This is a genomic window from Mobilitalea sibirica (assembly GCF_015999265.1).
GTDB lineage: Bacteria > Bacillota > Clostridia > Lachnospirales > Lachnospiraceae > Mobilitalea > Mobilitalea sibirica.
Window position 1 is genome coordinate 11,589 of record NZ_JAEAGR010000017.1, and the last position, 16,493, is coordinate 28,081.

At 38.2% G+C, this 16,493-nt stretch carries 10 protein-coding genes; 7 read left to right on the forward strand and 3 right to left on the reverse strand.

What is annotated here, in order from left to right:
- Positions 1-237: 237 nt before the first annotated feature.
- Positions 238-1,695, reverse strand: coding sequence for a nicotinate phosphoribosyltransferase (locus I5677_RS14305; RefSeq protein WP_197662322.1), 1,458 nt, complete (start codon positions 1,693-1,695; stop codon positions 238-240).
- An 848-nt stretch (positions 1,696-2,543) separates the two neighbouring features.
- On the opposite strand from I5677_RS14305, the gene ileS reads away from it, so the two are divergent.
- The 7 genes from ileS (at position 2,544) to I5677_RS14340 (ending at position 13,535) form a co-directional block, all read left to right on the forward strand.
- A complete protein-coding gene (gene ileS, locus I5677_RS14310; protein ID WP_197662323.1) occupies positions 2,544-5,753 on the forward strand; it encodes an isoleucine--tRNA ligase in 3,210 nt (1,069 codons plus the stop codon).
- Positions 5,754-6,308: 555 nt separating this feature from the next.
- The gene (locus tag I5677_RS14315) at positions 6,309-6,626 is read left to right on the forward strand and encodes a cyclic-di-AMP receptor (RefSeq protein ID WP_197662324.1); all 318 of its coding nucleotides are present in this window, start codon (positions 6,309-6,311) and stop codon (positions 6,624-6,626) included.
- Between the two features lie 213 nt (positions 6,627-6,839).
- Positions 6,840-8,006 carry a trigger factor gene (gene tig / locus I5677_RS14320; RefSeq protein WP_197662325.1) on the forward strand — a complete coding sequence of 389 codons (1,167 nt, stop codon included), beginning with the start codon at positions 6,840-6,842 and terminating at the stop codon, positions 8,004-8,006.
- A 255-nt stretch (positions 8,007-8,261) separates the two neighbouring features.
- Positions 8,262-10,289 (forward strand): YgiQ family radical SAM protein, encoded by a 2,028-nt coding sequence (locus tag I5677_RS14325; RefSeq protein ID WP_197662326.1) that lies wholly within the window; start codon positions 8,262-8,264, stop codon positions 10,287-10,289.
- Positions 10,290-10,532: 243 nt separating this feature from the next.
- A complete protein-coding gene (locus tag I5677_RS14330) occupies positions 10,533-12,122 on the forward strand; it encodes a DEAD/DEAH box helicase (protein WP_197662327.1) in 1,590 nt (529 codons plus the stop codon).
- A gap of 106 nt (positions 12,123-12,228) precedes the next feature.
- The gene (locus I5677_RS14335; protein WP_197662328.1) at positions 12,229-12,612 is read left to right on the forward strand and encodes a Fur family transcriptional regulator; all 384 of its coding nucleotides are present in this window, start codon (positions 12,229-12,231) and stop codon (positions 12,610-12,612) included.
- A gap of 380 nt (positions 12,613-12,992) precedes the next feature.
- On the forward strand, positions 12,993-13,535 hold the full coding sequence (locus tag I5677_RS14340; RefSeq protein WP_197662329.1) for an NADH peroxidase: 543 nt from the start codon (positions 12,993-12,995) through the stop codon (positions 13,533-13,535).
- Positions 13,536-13,960: 425 nt separating this feature from the next.
- Here the strand turns inward: I5677_RS14340 and I5677_RS14345 are convergent, their stop codons facing one another.
- The gene (locus tag I5677_RS14345) at positions 13,961-14,341 is read right to left on the reverse strand and encodes a hypothetical protein (RefSeq protein WP_197662330.1); all 381 of its coding nucleotides are present in this window, start codon (positions 14,339-14,341) and stop codon (positions 13,961-13,963) included.
- Positions 14,342-14,738: 397 nt separating this feature from the next.
- Positions 14,739-16,487: an NADH-dependent [FeFe] hydrogenase, group A6 gene (locus tag I5677_RS14350; RefSeq protein ID WP_197662331.1), complete on the reverse strand. Its 1,749-nt coding sequence runs from the start codon at positions 16,485-16,487 to the stop codon at positions 14,739-14,741.
- Between the last annotated feature and the right edge of the window lie 6 nt (positions 16,488-16,493).

A 16,493-nucleotide genomic window follows, 5' to 3' on the forward strand; every position in this document is an offset into this window, starting at 1 on the left:
GCCTCCTTTCATATAAGCTAGGACAGTTTGGTTACCGCGGCTGTTGCAAATCTTCGTATGATACTTTGTGCGTGGTACGATAAAAAATGCCTATAAGGCATATTAAGTCGTAGATAATTCATATAAAAACTAGTTCTTTGCATGCTACCGAGTATAATAAATACACATAATAAAATATTATACCATATATAGTGCAAAAAACTAGTATATTGTAGAATTTTATATTAGAAAAATATGCTAGATTATTTGATTATCAACATAATGATCTAATAACTCAGTTTTCATCTGATATAATTTATTGGATAAATCAACATATACAATATGTGGATTAATAAGACGTCTAGCCTCATCCCACAATGTTTCCTGCTCTTTTTTACAATACTCTCGTATATCCATAACTGACGGAGAAGTATAAACACATTCACCGGATAGAAAGATAGGAACCATGAGTTCTCTCAAGGTATACGTATTAGGCTCCAGATAGGTCTTTTTCCAGGTGGCGTTCGGGTCAAATAGCAGTAAGGGATTATCAGAGGAATATTCTTCATCAACCAAAGTAATTAAGTCTGCCTTAATCTTGTTGCTATCTTTTTCGTAGACCCGATAAATCTTTTTGTTACCGGGATTGGTGATTTTAGTTTGATTCTCTGAAAGTTTTATCTTAGGAATAAAATTACCGTCTTTTTTGATGGCGGCCAATTTATATACACCGCCAAAAGAAGGGCAATCTCTGGAGGTAATTAATTTTGTTCCCACACCCCAGGAATCGATTTTACAACCCTGTGTTTTCAAAGAATCGATAATATATTCATCCAAATCACTGGAAGCGGTAATGGTTGCTTTAGGGAAGCCGGCCGCATCTAACATCTTTCGGGCTTTCTTAGATAGATAAGCTAAATCACCGCTATCCAATCGGATACCGTATCTTTCAGGCATTTTTCCTGCCTGTAATAATTCTTCAAATACTTTAATGGCATTAGGAACACCGGAGCGTAGAGTGTCATAGGTATCCACCAGAAGCGTAGTACTATGGGGATAAAGTTGTGCATATTTACGAAAGGCCTCAAGTTCATCCTCAAAACTCATAATCCAACTGTGGGCATGGGTACCAAGCGTAGGTAAATCGTACAATTTAGCAGATAGTACGTTACTGGTTCCGATACAGCCACCAATTACCGCGGCTCTGGCACCGAGGGTTCCGGCATCGGGCCCCTGTGCTCTTCTAAGTCCGAATTCCATTACGGGCTGGCCATTGGCAGCATAGACAACACGGGATGCTTTTGTAGCGATCAAGCTTTGATGATTGATAATGTTTAACAAGGCGGTTTCAACCAGTTGAGCTTCCATAATTGGTGCAATCACTTTAACTAAAGGTTCCATGGGGAATACGACAGTTCCCTCGGGAATAGCATAGATATCACCGGAAAAACGGAAGGTTTTTAAGTAGGTTAAAAAATCTTCATCAAAGATCTTTAGACTTCGAAGATATTCAATGTCATCTTCCTTAAACCGCAGATTTTTAATATAGTCTATAACCTGCTCTAAACCGGCACATATGGCATAGCCGCTGCCACAAGGATTTTCACGATAAAACACATCAAATACGACAGTATCATTATTTTTGTTATTATAATAACCTTGCATCATTGTGAGTTCATAAAAATCAGTTAATAACGTTAAATTTTGTTTACCCATAATATCTCCTTACCTGCTACCGACGATACGAATATGTAGCTGAAAAATTATTTCTTTATTATCTGCATTATAACACAAGATATACCAGAATCATGAAGAAGTCAAGCTTTGCATGTACTTAAATCAAGAAAAGTATTGACATTATTCATATTATATACTATCATAAACAAAAATTGATAAAAACGATGACGGAGAGAGTAAGCATTGTGCAAAAAATACAGCGAGTCGGGGATAGTGTAAGCCCGGTATGAGTAGCAGATGTCCGAAAATCACTCCCAAGTTGCATGGCCCAAAGGGAACAAAGTACCAAGTAGGTTATGTCGGTATCCCCCGTTATAGGGATAATATATGAAGTCGGATGGACGGAGTATGTGAAACAGGTGGTAAAATGAAAGCTTATGCTCTCATCCTTTTTCGGATGAGAGCTTTTTGTTTTATAGGAAATAACTCCAAATTTTCTATAAAATTAAAGCCTTCCAGACAGGATGCGTACTAGCACGTAAGGAATTTTGTCGGTTTTACCGAACGTGCCAGACGCGAGAGTTTGCCAATGCAAACTCTTTGTTCTCATATTGATTATATAATATGAAGGATAATTTCTTCTATAGAAGATAACAAATAATATAGTCTTTATACGAAGGATAACTTCTCCTTTTAAGTAAATTAATATATAGGGGGGAGAAATGTTCCTATATTATATCAAAACATTACAACATAACAATACAATCTATCTTAAGGAGGACAATAACCCGCCTATAGATCTAATAACTAAATATTCTTAACAAGGGAGGGAAAAGCTTCCTGTATCAATAGCTAAATAATATAATTTTTATATAAGGAGGATTAACATGTACGATAAGGTGTCAACGGATTTAAACTTTGTCGAGAGGGAAAAGAAGGTTTTAAAGTTCTGGGAAGATAACAAAATTTTTGAAGCCAGCATAGAGGAAAGAAAAGACGGAGAAACCTTTACTTTCTATGATGGACCACCGACGGCGAACGGTAAACCTCATATTGGACACGTATTAACGAGAGTTATCAAGGATATGATTCCGAGATATCAGACAATGAAGGGTAATAAGGTTCTTCGTAAAGCAGGCTGGGATACTCACGGTCTACCGGTTGAGCTGGAGGTTGAGAAAAAGCTTGGTATTGACGGTAAGGAGCAGATTGAGGCGTATGGTCTGGAACCGTTCTTAAAGGAATGTAAGGAAAGCGTATGGAAGTATAAGGGTATGTGGGAGGATTTCTCCGGAACGGTTGGCTTCTGGGCTGATATGGACGATCCCTATGTTACCTATCATAATGAGTATATTGAGTCTGTATGGTGGTCCTTAAAACAGATATGGGATAAGGGTCTCTTATATAAAGGCTTTAAAATCGTTCCTTATTGTCCAAGGTGCGGAACCCCGCTATCCAGCCATGAGGTTGCCCAGGGTTATAAGGATGTAAAGGAAAAGTCCGTAATTGCGAAATTTAAAATCAAGGGAACTGATAATGAATATATATTGGCATGGACAACAACCCCTTGGACCCTGCCCTCCAATACCGCGCTTTGTGTAAATCCGAATGAGACTTATGTTAAAGTAAAGGTATCTGTGGATGAGAAGGGTAATGTGATTGGTAAAGCAGGCTGTGATTGTGGCCATGGTAAGGAGCATGACCATCACCAGGAAGAACAGGTTGCGGTAGGTACAGAAAAATACATTCTTGCCAAGGAGCTTCTGGGAGTTATCGATGGTGACTATGAAGTTGAAGAAACCTATATTGGTAAAGACTTAGAATACATGGAATATGAACCTCTTTTCGACTATGTAAAAGCCGATAAGAAGGCACACTTTGTTACCTGTGATAATTATGTAACCTTAACCGACGGTACCGGTGTTGTTCACATCGCTCCGGCGTTTGGTGAAGACGATAATCGTGTTGGCAAGGCATATGATCTGCCATTTATACAATTGGTTGACGGTAAAGGTGAATTTAAGCCGGAAGCAACTGACTTAGCAGGTACTTTCGTTAAGAAGGCAGATGAGCCGATTATGAAAATGCTTGCCCAAAAAGGGTTGCTATTTAAGATACTAAAATATGAACACAGCTATCCGTTCTGCTGGCGTTGTGATACCTCTCTTATCTATTATGCAAGAGAATCCTGGTTTATCAAGATGACTGAGGTGAAAGATCAGCTAATTAAGAATAACAATACTATTAACTGGATGCCGGAGAGCATCGGTCAGGGTCGCTTTGGTGACTGGCTGAAAAATGTTCAGGATTGGGGACTTTCTCGTGACCGTTATTGGGGAACACCACTTCCTATCTGGGAATGTGAAGACGGGCATCGTCACTGCATCGGCAGTATTGAAGAATTGAAAGCAATGTCAGATAATTGCCCGGATGACATTGAACTGCACAGACCGTTTATTGATGCAGTTACAATCAAATGCCCGGATTGCGGCAAGCAAATGACCCGTGTAAAACCGGTTATTGACTGCTGGTATGATTCCGGATCTATGCCTTTTGCACAATGGCATTATCCATTTGAGAATAAAGAAGTATTTGAAGATAATTTCCCGGCTGACTTTATCAGTGAAGCGGTGGATCAAACCAGGGGCTGGTTCTATTCCCTGTTGGCAATATCGACTTTGATCTTTGATAAGGCACCGTTTAAGAATGTAATCGTACTAGGTCATGTACAGGATGAAAACGGTCAGAAGATGTCCAAATCCAAAGGAAATGCCGTAGACCCCTTTGACGCCCTTGAGCAACACGGAGCGGATGCAATCCGTTGGTATTTCTATATCAACTCCGCATTATGGTTGCCGAACCGCTTCCATCATGGTGCGGTTACGGAAGGACAGAGAAAGTTCATGGGTACCCTGTGGAATACCTATGCATTCTTTGTTCTCTATGCTAATATTGATCAGTTTGATGCTACAAAATATAAGTTAGAATACGATAAGTTGCCCGTAATGGATAAATGGTTACTATCCAAGTTAAATACCTTAATCAAATCGGTGGATACACATCTTGAAAATTACAGAATAACAGAAGGTGCCAGAATGCTTGCCGACTTCGTGGATGATTTATCGAACTGGTATGTTAGAAGAAGCAGGGAGCGTTTTTGGGCTAAGGAGATGCCTCAGGATAAGATTAATGCATATATGACCCTTTATACTACTTTAGTTGAAGTGGCGAAACTGGCAGCTCCGTTTATTCCGTTTATGACAGAAGATATTTATCAAAACTTGGTTGTAAAACTTGATAAAAACGCGCCTAAGAGTATTCACCTGTGCGATTATCCTGCCTACAACGAAGCATACATCGATACTGAGCTGGAAGCGAACATGGAAGAGGTACTAGAGGTAGTAGTCCTTGGCCGTGCCTGTAGAAATGCCGCTAACATTAAGAACCGTCAGCCGATTGGTAAAATGTATGTAAAGGCAGATGATAAGCTGTCTGATTTCTATAAAGATATCATTGCTGAGGAGTTGAATGTGAAAGAGGTTCTGTTTACCGATGACGTAAGAGAGTTTACCTCTTATAACTTTAAGCCACAGCTTAAGACTCTGGGACCGAAGTTTGGTAAACAGATCGGCGCAATTCGCAATATACTTGCTGAGCTTAATGGTAACGAGGCGATGAATGAAATCAATACAACAGGTAAACTGGTAATTAACCTGGAAGGAACAGATGCGGTTCTTGATAAGGAAGATCTTTTAATTGAAGCGGCTCAGGCTGAGGGTTATGTATCCGATTCCGACCATGGAATTACGGTGGTACTGGATACCAACCTGTCAGAGGAACTGATTGAAGAGGGTTTTGTAAGAGAAATCATCAGTAAGATTCAGACCATGCGTAAGGATGCCGGTTTTGAGGTGATGGATCATATCCGCGTATCTCAAAGCGGCAATGATAAGATAAGAGTCATTATGGAACGTAATGCAGAAGAGATTAAGTCAGAAGTATTAGCAGAAGAACTGAAATTTGGAGAGACGCAAGGATTTACGAAAGACTGGAACTTAAACGGTGAAAATGTAACCCTTGGTGTAGAGAAGCTGTAATGTAATGAATGAAAGTTGTTCGTGGCTAACTTGAGGTACTTGTTATAGTATGAAAGGTTTTGTATCACAAGAATAGAATTTACCGTTTCAAACAGTGAATTTTAAAAAGAAGGCGGGACCCTAGGGTCCCGCCTTTTCTAAAGCTATTAGCTATTATATAAATATAATTATGTTATAATTTATGACTTGATTTGATGGCATCCAAGCGGATCTTATTATCATAGGCAATCAAAAAATCTTTATAGTGGGTTTCTTCATAATCAGAATTTACTTTTTTCATCTCGCTTTCTGACAGCCCTTTCCTTTGAAGAAATGTATCACAGAGATAAGAAGAACAGGCCCTGCAATGAATAAGTTCTCTGTCAATTACGCAATTTCTTACAGGACAACTGGTATCTATTATTTTAGCATCTGGTTAAGTTGTGCCTTAGCATAAGTATACAGTTGTATAATAAGGTCTCAATTCATTTACAAGTGACAGGATTTATACTATAATATAAGTATAGATGGTAACTAAAAGACCCATTAGTAATTGATGAAAGGGAGGGATGATACATGAAATTAATTTATGTAATTGTTCGTAATATTGATAGCGGTGATGTAACAGCAGCATTAAATAAGAAGGGATTTTATGTGACAAAACTGGCATCAACCGGTGGATTTTTAAGAGAAGGTAATACAACTTTGATGATAGGTACGGATGAAGAAAAAGTGGATGAGGTCATAGATATTGTTAAAAAAGAATGCGGCCCCAGACAGCAGATCTATTCCAATCCGGTAGGTACTGCTGAATATGCATCCATTAACGCCGTAGTCAATGTAGGCGGAGCAACTATATTTGTTATGGATGTAGATCGCTTTGAAAAAATATAGTCTTTGTCAGATGAAAACCTTCTCCAAAGAATAACCGAGTTCCAAATAATGAAGGAAAAAGGGGTTGTTTCCATATAATATTGAAATATTTGTGAAATAATGTTTTTGTCTTTCTTTTTATATAAAAGTATGGTATAACCTAATATAGCACTTAAATTTTAACCGATAATTATTGGATTGATCGGTTGTAAAAAGAGGAAAGGGATAATTTACATGAAAAAGAATGTATTACTATTAGTATTAAGTATAAGCATGCTATTGCTTATAGGGGGATGCAGTAAAAAAGATAACACGGATGATAATACGGAGAATGCGCCTACGGTTACCGAAGGAGCAGAGAACACCGATGAAACGGATACAGCAGATATAACAGATGGAACGGATACACCGGCAGCCGAACCTTTGGTTAATACACTTTCTAAAGGTGATTATAAATTAGAGGATCATATTACATTAGGACAATACAAAGGCGTAGAAGTAACCGTTGAAAAACTGGAAGTAACAGAAGAGGATCTTAACACTGCAATTCAAAACGACATGATAGCTAACGGTGCAGCACCGACTGAGATTACGGACAGACCGGTTCAAAATGGAGACACGGTAAACATAGATTTTGAAGGTTTTAAAGATGATGTGGCTTTTGAGGGTGGTACAGCTGCAGGAGTGGATTTAACCATCGGATCCGGACAGTTTATTCCGGGCTTTGAAGAGAAGTTAATCGGAACGAATGTTGGTGACAAGGTAGATTTAGATCTTACCTTCCCGGAGGATTATCAATCAGAAGATTTAGCAGGTCAAGATGTTGTATTTAAAGTAACCGTAAATTCTATTAAGCAATATGAATTAAACGAGGATTATGTTTTAAATAATACGGAATATGAATCGATAGAAGCATATACCGATGCAATTCGCGAGGAGTTAGTGCTTGTCAATGAAGAAACAATGAAAGTAACAAAAGAGAATAATGTTTATAGCAAGGTTCTGGAGAATGCAGAGATTATCTCCATACCTCAGAGCTTAATTGACTATTATGTTAATGATATAAAAGTTATTTATACAAATACTGCTCAGATGTATGGAATGGATTTAGCATCCTTTATCACCGCTAACGGGATGACAGAAGAGGTGTTTAATTCTACTTCCCAGGAGTATGCGGAATCAATCGCTACCAGAGAATTAATATTAAATGCAATCATTAAGGCAGAGAACATTGAGATTACCGAAGAAGAATTTAATACTAAGGTAGATGAATACGTAGCAGAATACGGATATGAATCCAGTGAGCAATTCCTTGAGGAAGCGGATGAAGATATTCTTAGAGAAGATATATTATTCCGTAAAGTATTAGAGTTCTTATCTGCAGAAGCAGTAGAGATATAATAAAAATAACTTAAATTCACAATTATTGAATTTGTTAAATGATAATCGGAAGCTGTTGCATAATGGGTAATTGACATTAATTGCAACAGCTTCTATCATCTAAATGAATTCTAAGAAATGTAATATTAGAGATTAAATAAATATTAGTTTACGAATGAAGGCGTAGATATGATAAAAATATTGCATTATAAGATAATTAACAACCCAAGTATTTTCAGCAAAAAACTTTTCTAATTAGAAAGAAAGATGGGATCTATGATAAAGGATTTTTTACCGATTAGTAAAGAGGATATGATTAAAAGGGGATGGGATCAATGTGACTTTGTCTTCGTGACAGGAGATGCTTACGTGGATCATCCATCTTTTGGACCGGCAATCATCAGCAGGCTACTGGAAAGCCATGGTTATAAGGTGGGTATGATAGCTCAACCGGATTGGAAGGACAGTAATAGTATCACCGTATTAGGTGAACCCAAGCTGGGATTTTTAGTCAGCGGGGGAAATATGGATTCTATGGTAAATCACTATACGGTTGCAAAAAAGCGTAGACAGACGGATTCCTATTCTCCTGGAGGACAGATGGGGTTACGGCCGGATCACGCAACTGTCGTATATGGAAATCTGATTCGTAAAAGATATAAACATATACCGATTATTATCGGAGGTATAGAAGCCAGTTTAAGAAGACTGGCCCATTACGATTATTGGGGAGATAAGGTTAAGAGATCTATATTACTTGATTCACAGGCAGACCTTATCTCTTATGGTATGGGCGAGCATTCAATTGTTGAAATTGCAGAAGCGTTAAGTAGTGGAATAGAAGTGAAAGACATCACCTATATAAATGGTACCGTATTTAAGACAAAAAGCTTGGATACGGTTTATGAAGGAAGGATGTTACCGGACTATGAAAGTATTCTGGAAAGTAAAGAGGAGTTTGCTAAGAGTTTTTATATCCAATACTTAAATACAGATCCTTATACAGGGAAAAGGTTAATTGAAAAATATAAGGATCATGAGTTCGTGGTTCAAAATCCTCCCTCAAAACCTCTGACACAGATGGAGATGGACAGAGTTTACTCTTTGTTTTATATGAGAGATTATCATCCTAACTATCAGGAAGCGGGCGGTATACCTGCCATAGAAGAAGTTAAGTTCAGCCTAATCAGTAACCGCGGGTGCTTTGGGGGATGTAATTACTGTGCACTAACTTTTCACCAGGGAAGGATTGTACAGACAAGAAGCCATGAATCCATCGTAGCAGAAGCCGGACTTATGGTTTGGGATAAAGATTTTAAAGGCTATATTCATGATGTTGGTGGCCCTACGGCTAATTTTAGGCATGTTGCCTGTGAGAAGCAGAATACGAAGGGGGCCTGTGTCAATAAACAGTGCCTTTATCCGACTCCCTGCAAAAGCCTTAAGATAGATCATACCGATTATCTGGACTTACTTCGAAAGCTTAGAGAGTTGCCGAATGTTAAAAAAGTATTTATCCGTTCCGGAATTCGGTTTGATTATCTTACTCACGATAAGGACGACACCTTTATGAGGGAGCTCTGTGAGCACCATGTCAGTGGCCAGCTAAAGGTTGCGCCGGAGCATATCAGCGACAGCGTTTTAAAGCTCATGGGTAAACCGGAGAATTCGGTATATGAGGAGTTTTTGTCTAAATATAAAAAAACCAATGAGAAACTTGGTAAAAATCAATTTGTAGTTCCTTATCTAATCTCCTCTCATCCCGGGTCTACCTTGAAGGAAGCGATCGAATTGGCAGAATATCTGAGGGATTTAGGTTATATGCCGGAGCAGGTGCAGGATTTTTATCCCACACCATCAACCATATCTACCTGTATGTATTATACCGGCTTAGATCCGAGAACCATGAAGATGGTGTATGTTCCCAAGTCTCCTCACGAGAAAGCAATGCAGAGAGCATTAATCCAATATCGTAATCCCAAAAACTACAATCTTGTTGTTGAAGCTTTGACTAAGGCCGGCAGAACGGATCTGATCGGATTTGATAAACATTGTCTGGTAAGACCGCGGCAATTGGCAAAGGAAAAACAAAGAGCAAGGGCAGCAAGCCATGGTGAAAAATATAATGGTAAAAAAGAGTATAATAAAAAAAGTAAAACGAGTGAACAAAGCAACTCTCAAGTATCTAAGAGCAAAACAAAAATAAAAACAAATGGTAAGAAAACAACACCCAGAGGGCAAAAACAAATGACCCAAGTAAGTAAAAAACTCAATAAGGGTAAGAAGCAATACAGCAAAAGATAAAATGGTCGAACTTATCCGTACGTCTTGACAAAAAAATGTCAGGATGTTATACTACGCAGTGCATCTGTTTTTTAAATTATGTGTTAACTTGTATCAGCTCTTGGTCCAGGCAGACTAAGAGCTTTTTTATGGAAATATAGATTGGAAATAAATTGTTCATCTATAAACCCTTGATTGGAAAATACATAGGAAATATAGATGACGGGAATTATAGATAGAAAGATAGAAGAAAGGAAATAAAAAATGGAAACAACAAAATTTAATGAAATTGAATTAAGCTCACAAATCCTTAGGGCAGTTGAGGAAATGGGTTTTGAAGAAATGTCCCCAATACAGGCGAAAGCGATACCGGCTATTCTCTCAGGAAAAGATGTGGTGGGTCAGGCACAGACAGGTACAGGTAAAACAGCTGCTTTTGGTATTCCTTTACTGCAATTGATAGATACCAAAGAAAGGGCAGTGCAGGCGTTGGTATTATGTCCTACCAGAGAACTTGCGATACAGGTAGCGGAAGAGTTTCGTCAGCTGGCAATGTTTATGCACGGAATTAAGATATTACCGGTCTATGGAGGACAGGAGATATCCAAGCAGATTAGGTCCTTAAAGGGCGGTGTACAAATAATAATCGGTACGCCGGGTCGAGTTATGGATCATATGCGTAGAAAAACGATTCGCCTTGATCATATGAAGATGGTTGTATTAGATGAAGCAGATGAAATGCTTAATATGGGATTTCGAGAGGATATTGAGACTATTTTAAAGGGTGTTCCACAGGAGAGACAGACGATTCTCTTCTCTGCAACTATGCCCGGACCAATACTTGAGATAGCAAGAACCTACCAAAAAAATGCGGAAATGATTCGCGTGGTAAAAAAAGAACTTACGGTACCAAAGATTGAACAATATTATTATGAAGTAAGCCCGAAGAATAAGGAGGAAGTTCTGTCGCGGTTACTGGATATGTATAATCCAAAATTATCCTTAGTCTTTTGTAATACAAAAAGGCAGGTAGATGAGTTAACCAGCAGCCTTCAGGGCAGAGGATATTTTGCCGAAGGACTGCATGGAGATATGAAGCAGCAGCAAAGAGACAGAGTAATGAATAGCTTCCGTAATGGAAAGACCGAGATTTTGGTAGCTACCGATGTAGCTGCAAGAGGTATTGACGTAGATGATGTGGAAGCTGTATTTAATTATGATGTACCGCAGGACGATGAGTACTATGTTCACCGGATTGGTCGAACCGGACGGGCGGGAAGAGAAGGTAGAGCATTTACTCTAGTCGTGGGAAAAGAAGTTTTCAAGCTAAGGGATATTCAAAGGTATTGTAAAACTAAAATCAAAGTACAACCAATTCCATCCATCAACGATGTAACAGCAGTAAAAGCCGATAAGATACTAGATAAAATTCAAAATATTATCAAAGAAGAAGATCTCAGCAAAATGATTAATCTAATCGACGAGAGGATTAACGAAGAAGGCTATACAGCTCTGGATATTGCAGCTGCTTTCCTTAAGATGTCCATGGGAGATGAAGGGAAAGAGTCTGATGAAAAAAGCCTTGCTGATTTTGGTGATACAGGTGCAGAAGCCGGGATGGTTCGGTTGTTTGTTAACCTTGGTAAGAAGCAAAATGTCAGACCCGGAGATATACTTGGAGCAATAGCCGGAGAAACCGGAATGCCCGGTAAATTAATTGGATCCATCGATATGTATGATAAATATACCTTTGTTGAAGTGCCCAGAGAATATGCTTCCGATGTAATACAGGTTATGAAAATGGCTAAGATTAAAGGAAAAAGCATAAATATTGAACCGGCAAATAAAAAATAAAGACAAGGAATTAATAACTTTATATGAATCAGTAGTTTATCTTGACTTTACTTTTCTAGTAATTTATAATAATAATTACTATTATTAGATTAGGAGTGAAGGCGAAATGGCGGTAATGAAATATAGCCGACAGAGGGAAGCGATTAAGGAGTATTTGTCACAGACCATAGAACATCCAACTGCAGATACTGTTTATATGAATATCCGAAAGCAATATCCCAATATCAGCTTAGGTACTGTTTACAGAAATTTAAATTTACTGGCTGAGCAGGGAGAGATACTCAAGATAAATTGTAGAGATGGTAGTGACCGTTTCGATGGAAACCCTAATCCCCATTATCATTTTATATGTAATGGGTGTGGCCGGGTATTTGATTTAGAGATGGAATCGATCGATCATATTAATGTGATTGCTGGTGAACATTTCAAGGGTAATATTGAAGGGCATATTACATTCTTTTATGGATCATGCCCGGATTGTAATCAGTAAGCATATACTACTTCAAATTATAATTGGTAGAAGAGGCTGTCGAAAGTCAAACTATCTGAAATATAATTTACCGTAATACACTTTTTAAAGGACACGTTGCTAATTATGTCTGCTTATATAGAACAAGCATGTTCGATTATATTAGACATAATTGAGGATGTGTCCTTTAACCTGTGTGTGAGAAAAGTATATCGGAGGTACACTCTTGTCCTATTGCCAAGAAGCTATTTCATCGCTTTTTTTATGCCAGTCTATAAAAAGTGGAAAAATTTTAGGATAATATATTGACAAATAATAAATTATATTATAATATATTAATAACAGTAATGATTACTATTACTAATACATAATATGATCAGAATAAGGAGTAGTAAGAATTTATGAAAAAATTTATATGTCAAGTATGTGGTTACGTTCACGAAGGAGACAGTGCACCTGATGCATGTCCTATCTGTAAAGCCCGTCAAGAAAAGTTCGTAGAGAAGTCCGGTGAGATGTTCTGGGCTGATGAACATGTAGTTGGAGTTGCAAAGGGTGTCAGCGAAGATATTATTAAAGATTTAAGAGATAATTACATGGGTGAATGTACCGAAGTAGGTATGTATCTGGCTATGGCAAGAGTGGCTCACAGAGAAGGCTATCCTGAGATTGGTATGTATTATGAAAAGGCTGCTTGGGAAGAGGCAGAACATGCAGCTAAGTTCGCAGAACTTTTAGGAGAAGTTGTTACTGATAGTACCAAGAAAAATCTTGAGCTAAGACTTGAGGCAGAGAATGGTGCCTGCATGGGCAAGAAAGATCTTGCAATCCGTGCAAAAGCGGCGAATTTGGATGCAATTCATGATACAGTTCATGAAATGGCTAAGGATGAAGCCAGACACGGTAAGGCATTTCAAGGCTTACTACAAAGATATTTCCAATAAAAAGGAATGCCCTTGAGCATTCGAATGTATGTTAAAAAGATATTTTAACGAATAGACATACAGAACTAAGCTTATATCCAGGGGACCTTTGATTTATAATTTGACAGTATACAGATAACATAATAAACGTCCCCGTTCCCCTTATATATTGTTCCCAGCTATGAGAAACGTCCCGTCCCCCCGGGGCGTTTCTTGCTTTATAAAAATATTGTTTCCTTACAGGAACAAGGTAAATAATCTGATTTTTCTAGAATTTACAAAGGACTAAGGAACTGTTAAAAATGAATATTTTGGAAGTTATACTACCTAAAGATTCATCTTTAACATCTTCTTAGCCCTAAAGAGTATTGTGGTAAAAATATTGTTTGTAAATCATTTTAAGATAAAAGCTTATATTAGTCTATGTGATTATTAAGATAAATATATTACTTTGTTCTGGAGATATGTACGCAGTATACATAGATGTTCTCGATTTTCTTAGCCTCGACACCATCTACATGGATGATGGGTTGTGTTTCAGATGGTGTGGTATAGATTTTGAATATAATACCATCCTGGTTTACCCACATGTTGCGAAACTCCTTATACTCATAGTCTTTTTTCGGGATACCAATATAGTTGAAGATGAGATCATAGGTATCTGGATGCTTAAAGCAAAGAATTATCTCATCTTTGTTATACATACCGATAATCTCCCTTACCTCTTCAAAGGTCATATTTGTACACTTGTACTCCCCTTCGTTAAATAGGGTGTTCATATTGCTGTTATCAAGCAATAGTAGAGGTATATCCGGTTTTTTTGCCATAGGTTCCGCTCCTTTCTGATATACACCGAATAAGTTTCGGTAAGTTGGAAATTCCTAAAGAACTGGTGAATGTTAAATTATATTCTTAACCTCTATATTTAGTATAGGTAAATTATGGTTTAATGTCAATAAGAGGTATTAGATTGTTGATGTTATAGGCAGAAAAAAGAGTTGAAAGCCAGGACAGAGATGAATAAAACAATTTTAGAGATAAAAATAGAGATAGAAATTATAATTAAGTCTTTCAATAATCTATAGTAAACTTAAACACTATGGTATGAAATTATATAGAAATAAAGAAGGGTCTTTTATACATGGATAAGCCGGGAAGTAAATTCCTAAGCTTAATGTACAAAAAACCCTTTCTTTGGATTATAGCGAATATATTTATTTAAAGCTAAAATTTATTAACGGTTCTTTTTACATAGGTTGTATGCAATAGATCATGAGCTTTATGGCTTCCCGGCTTACCAAGATACTCGTCATAAAGCATCTTAATATTAGGATTTTCATGGGACTTACGAAGCTCAGATGCCGCATCTTGGTCATAAAGTGCTTTTGCACGCAGAGTTCTAATATCTGTAAAGTTTCTTACACTGGCCGGCTGTTGTGGTTGACCGCCACCGTTTACACAACCGCCGGGGCATCCCATGATTTCAATAAAATGATAATTCGCTTTACCGGACTTAACGTCATCAAGAAGCTTTCTTGCATTGGATAATCCGGAAGCAACTGCCACATTAATATCCATACCAGCTGCACGGTAGGTTGCTTCTTTAATTCCCTGCGTACCTCTAACCTCTGTGAAATCGAGATTTTTAAGTTCTTCTCCTGTTAAGGTTTCTACAGCAGTTCTTAAAGCAGCTTCCATAACACCACCGGTTGCACCGAAGATTACACCGGCACCGGTTGATCTTCCAAGAGGATCATCAAAGCCTTCATCAGGCAGTGATAAGAAATTAAGACCGACACGTTCAATCATTCTTGCCAATTCGCGGGTTGTAATTGAGATATCAACATCCGGAACACCGGCAGCATTCTGATTCTCTCTACCGATTTCGAATTTTTTAGCCGTACATGGCATTACACTAACCATTACGATGTCTTCCGGATTAATTCCCAGCTTCTCAGCCAGATACGTCTTAGTAATTGCTCCGAACATCTGCTGAGGAGATTTACAGCTTGATAAATTATCAATCATGTCAGGGTAATAATGTTCACAATACTTAATCCATCCCGGTGAGCAAGAAGTAATCAGCGGAAGGACACCATTATTTTGAACTCGATCTAATAACTCATGTGCCTCCTCTAAAATAGTGAGATCGGCGGCAAAGTTTGTATCAAATACTTTATCAAAGCCGAGGCGGCGAAGGGCGGTAACCATTTTACCTTCCACGTTAGTTCCAATCGGAAGGCCAAAAGCTTCACCCAGTGCTGCGCGGACAGCAGGTGCTGTTTGAACGAACACATATTTATCAGGATCAGCTAAAGCTGCAAATACTTCTTCTGTATAATCCTTTTCAGCAAGAGCACCGGTAGGACAGACAGCGATACATTGTCCGCAGGATACACAGCTAGTTTCTCCTAAGTCCATATCAAATGCACAAGAGATATTCGTGATAAATCCACGATCATTTGCACCAATTACTCCGATGCTTTGTACCTTTTCGCAGACAGCGGAACAACGTCTGCAGATAATACACTTATTGTTATCACGAACCATATGAGGTGAGGTATCATCCACGGTGTAGTGAGTGCGCTCCCCCTCATAAAATAGTTCATTATCTACTTTGAGATCGTTACAGAGCTTTTGTAATTCGCAATTACCGCTTCTAACGCAGGATAAACATTTTCTGTCATGATCAGATAAAATCAGCTCCAGCGTTTTTTTACGGGACGTAAGTACCTTCGGGGTATTGGTATAAATCTCCATGCCATCAGCTACCGGATGCATACAGGAAGCTACTAAGCTTCTGGCACCCTTTACTTCCACTACGCAGATACGGCAGGCACCGATTTCATTGATCTCCTTTAAATAGCAAAGAGTAGGAATATCAATGTGTGCTTGCTTTGCAGCTTCTAAAATAGTGGAACCCTTTGGTACTTCATATGACATACCATTTATTTTAATATTAAGCGTTTCCATATTTTC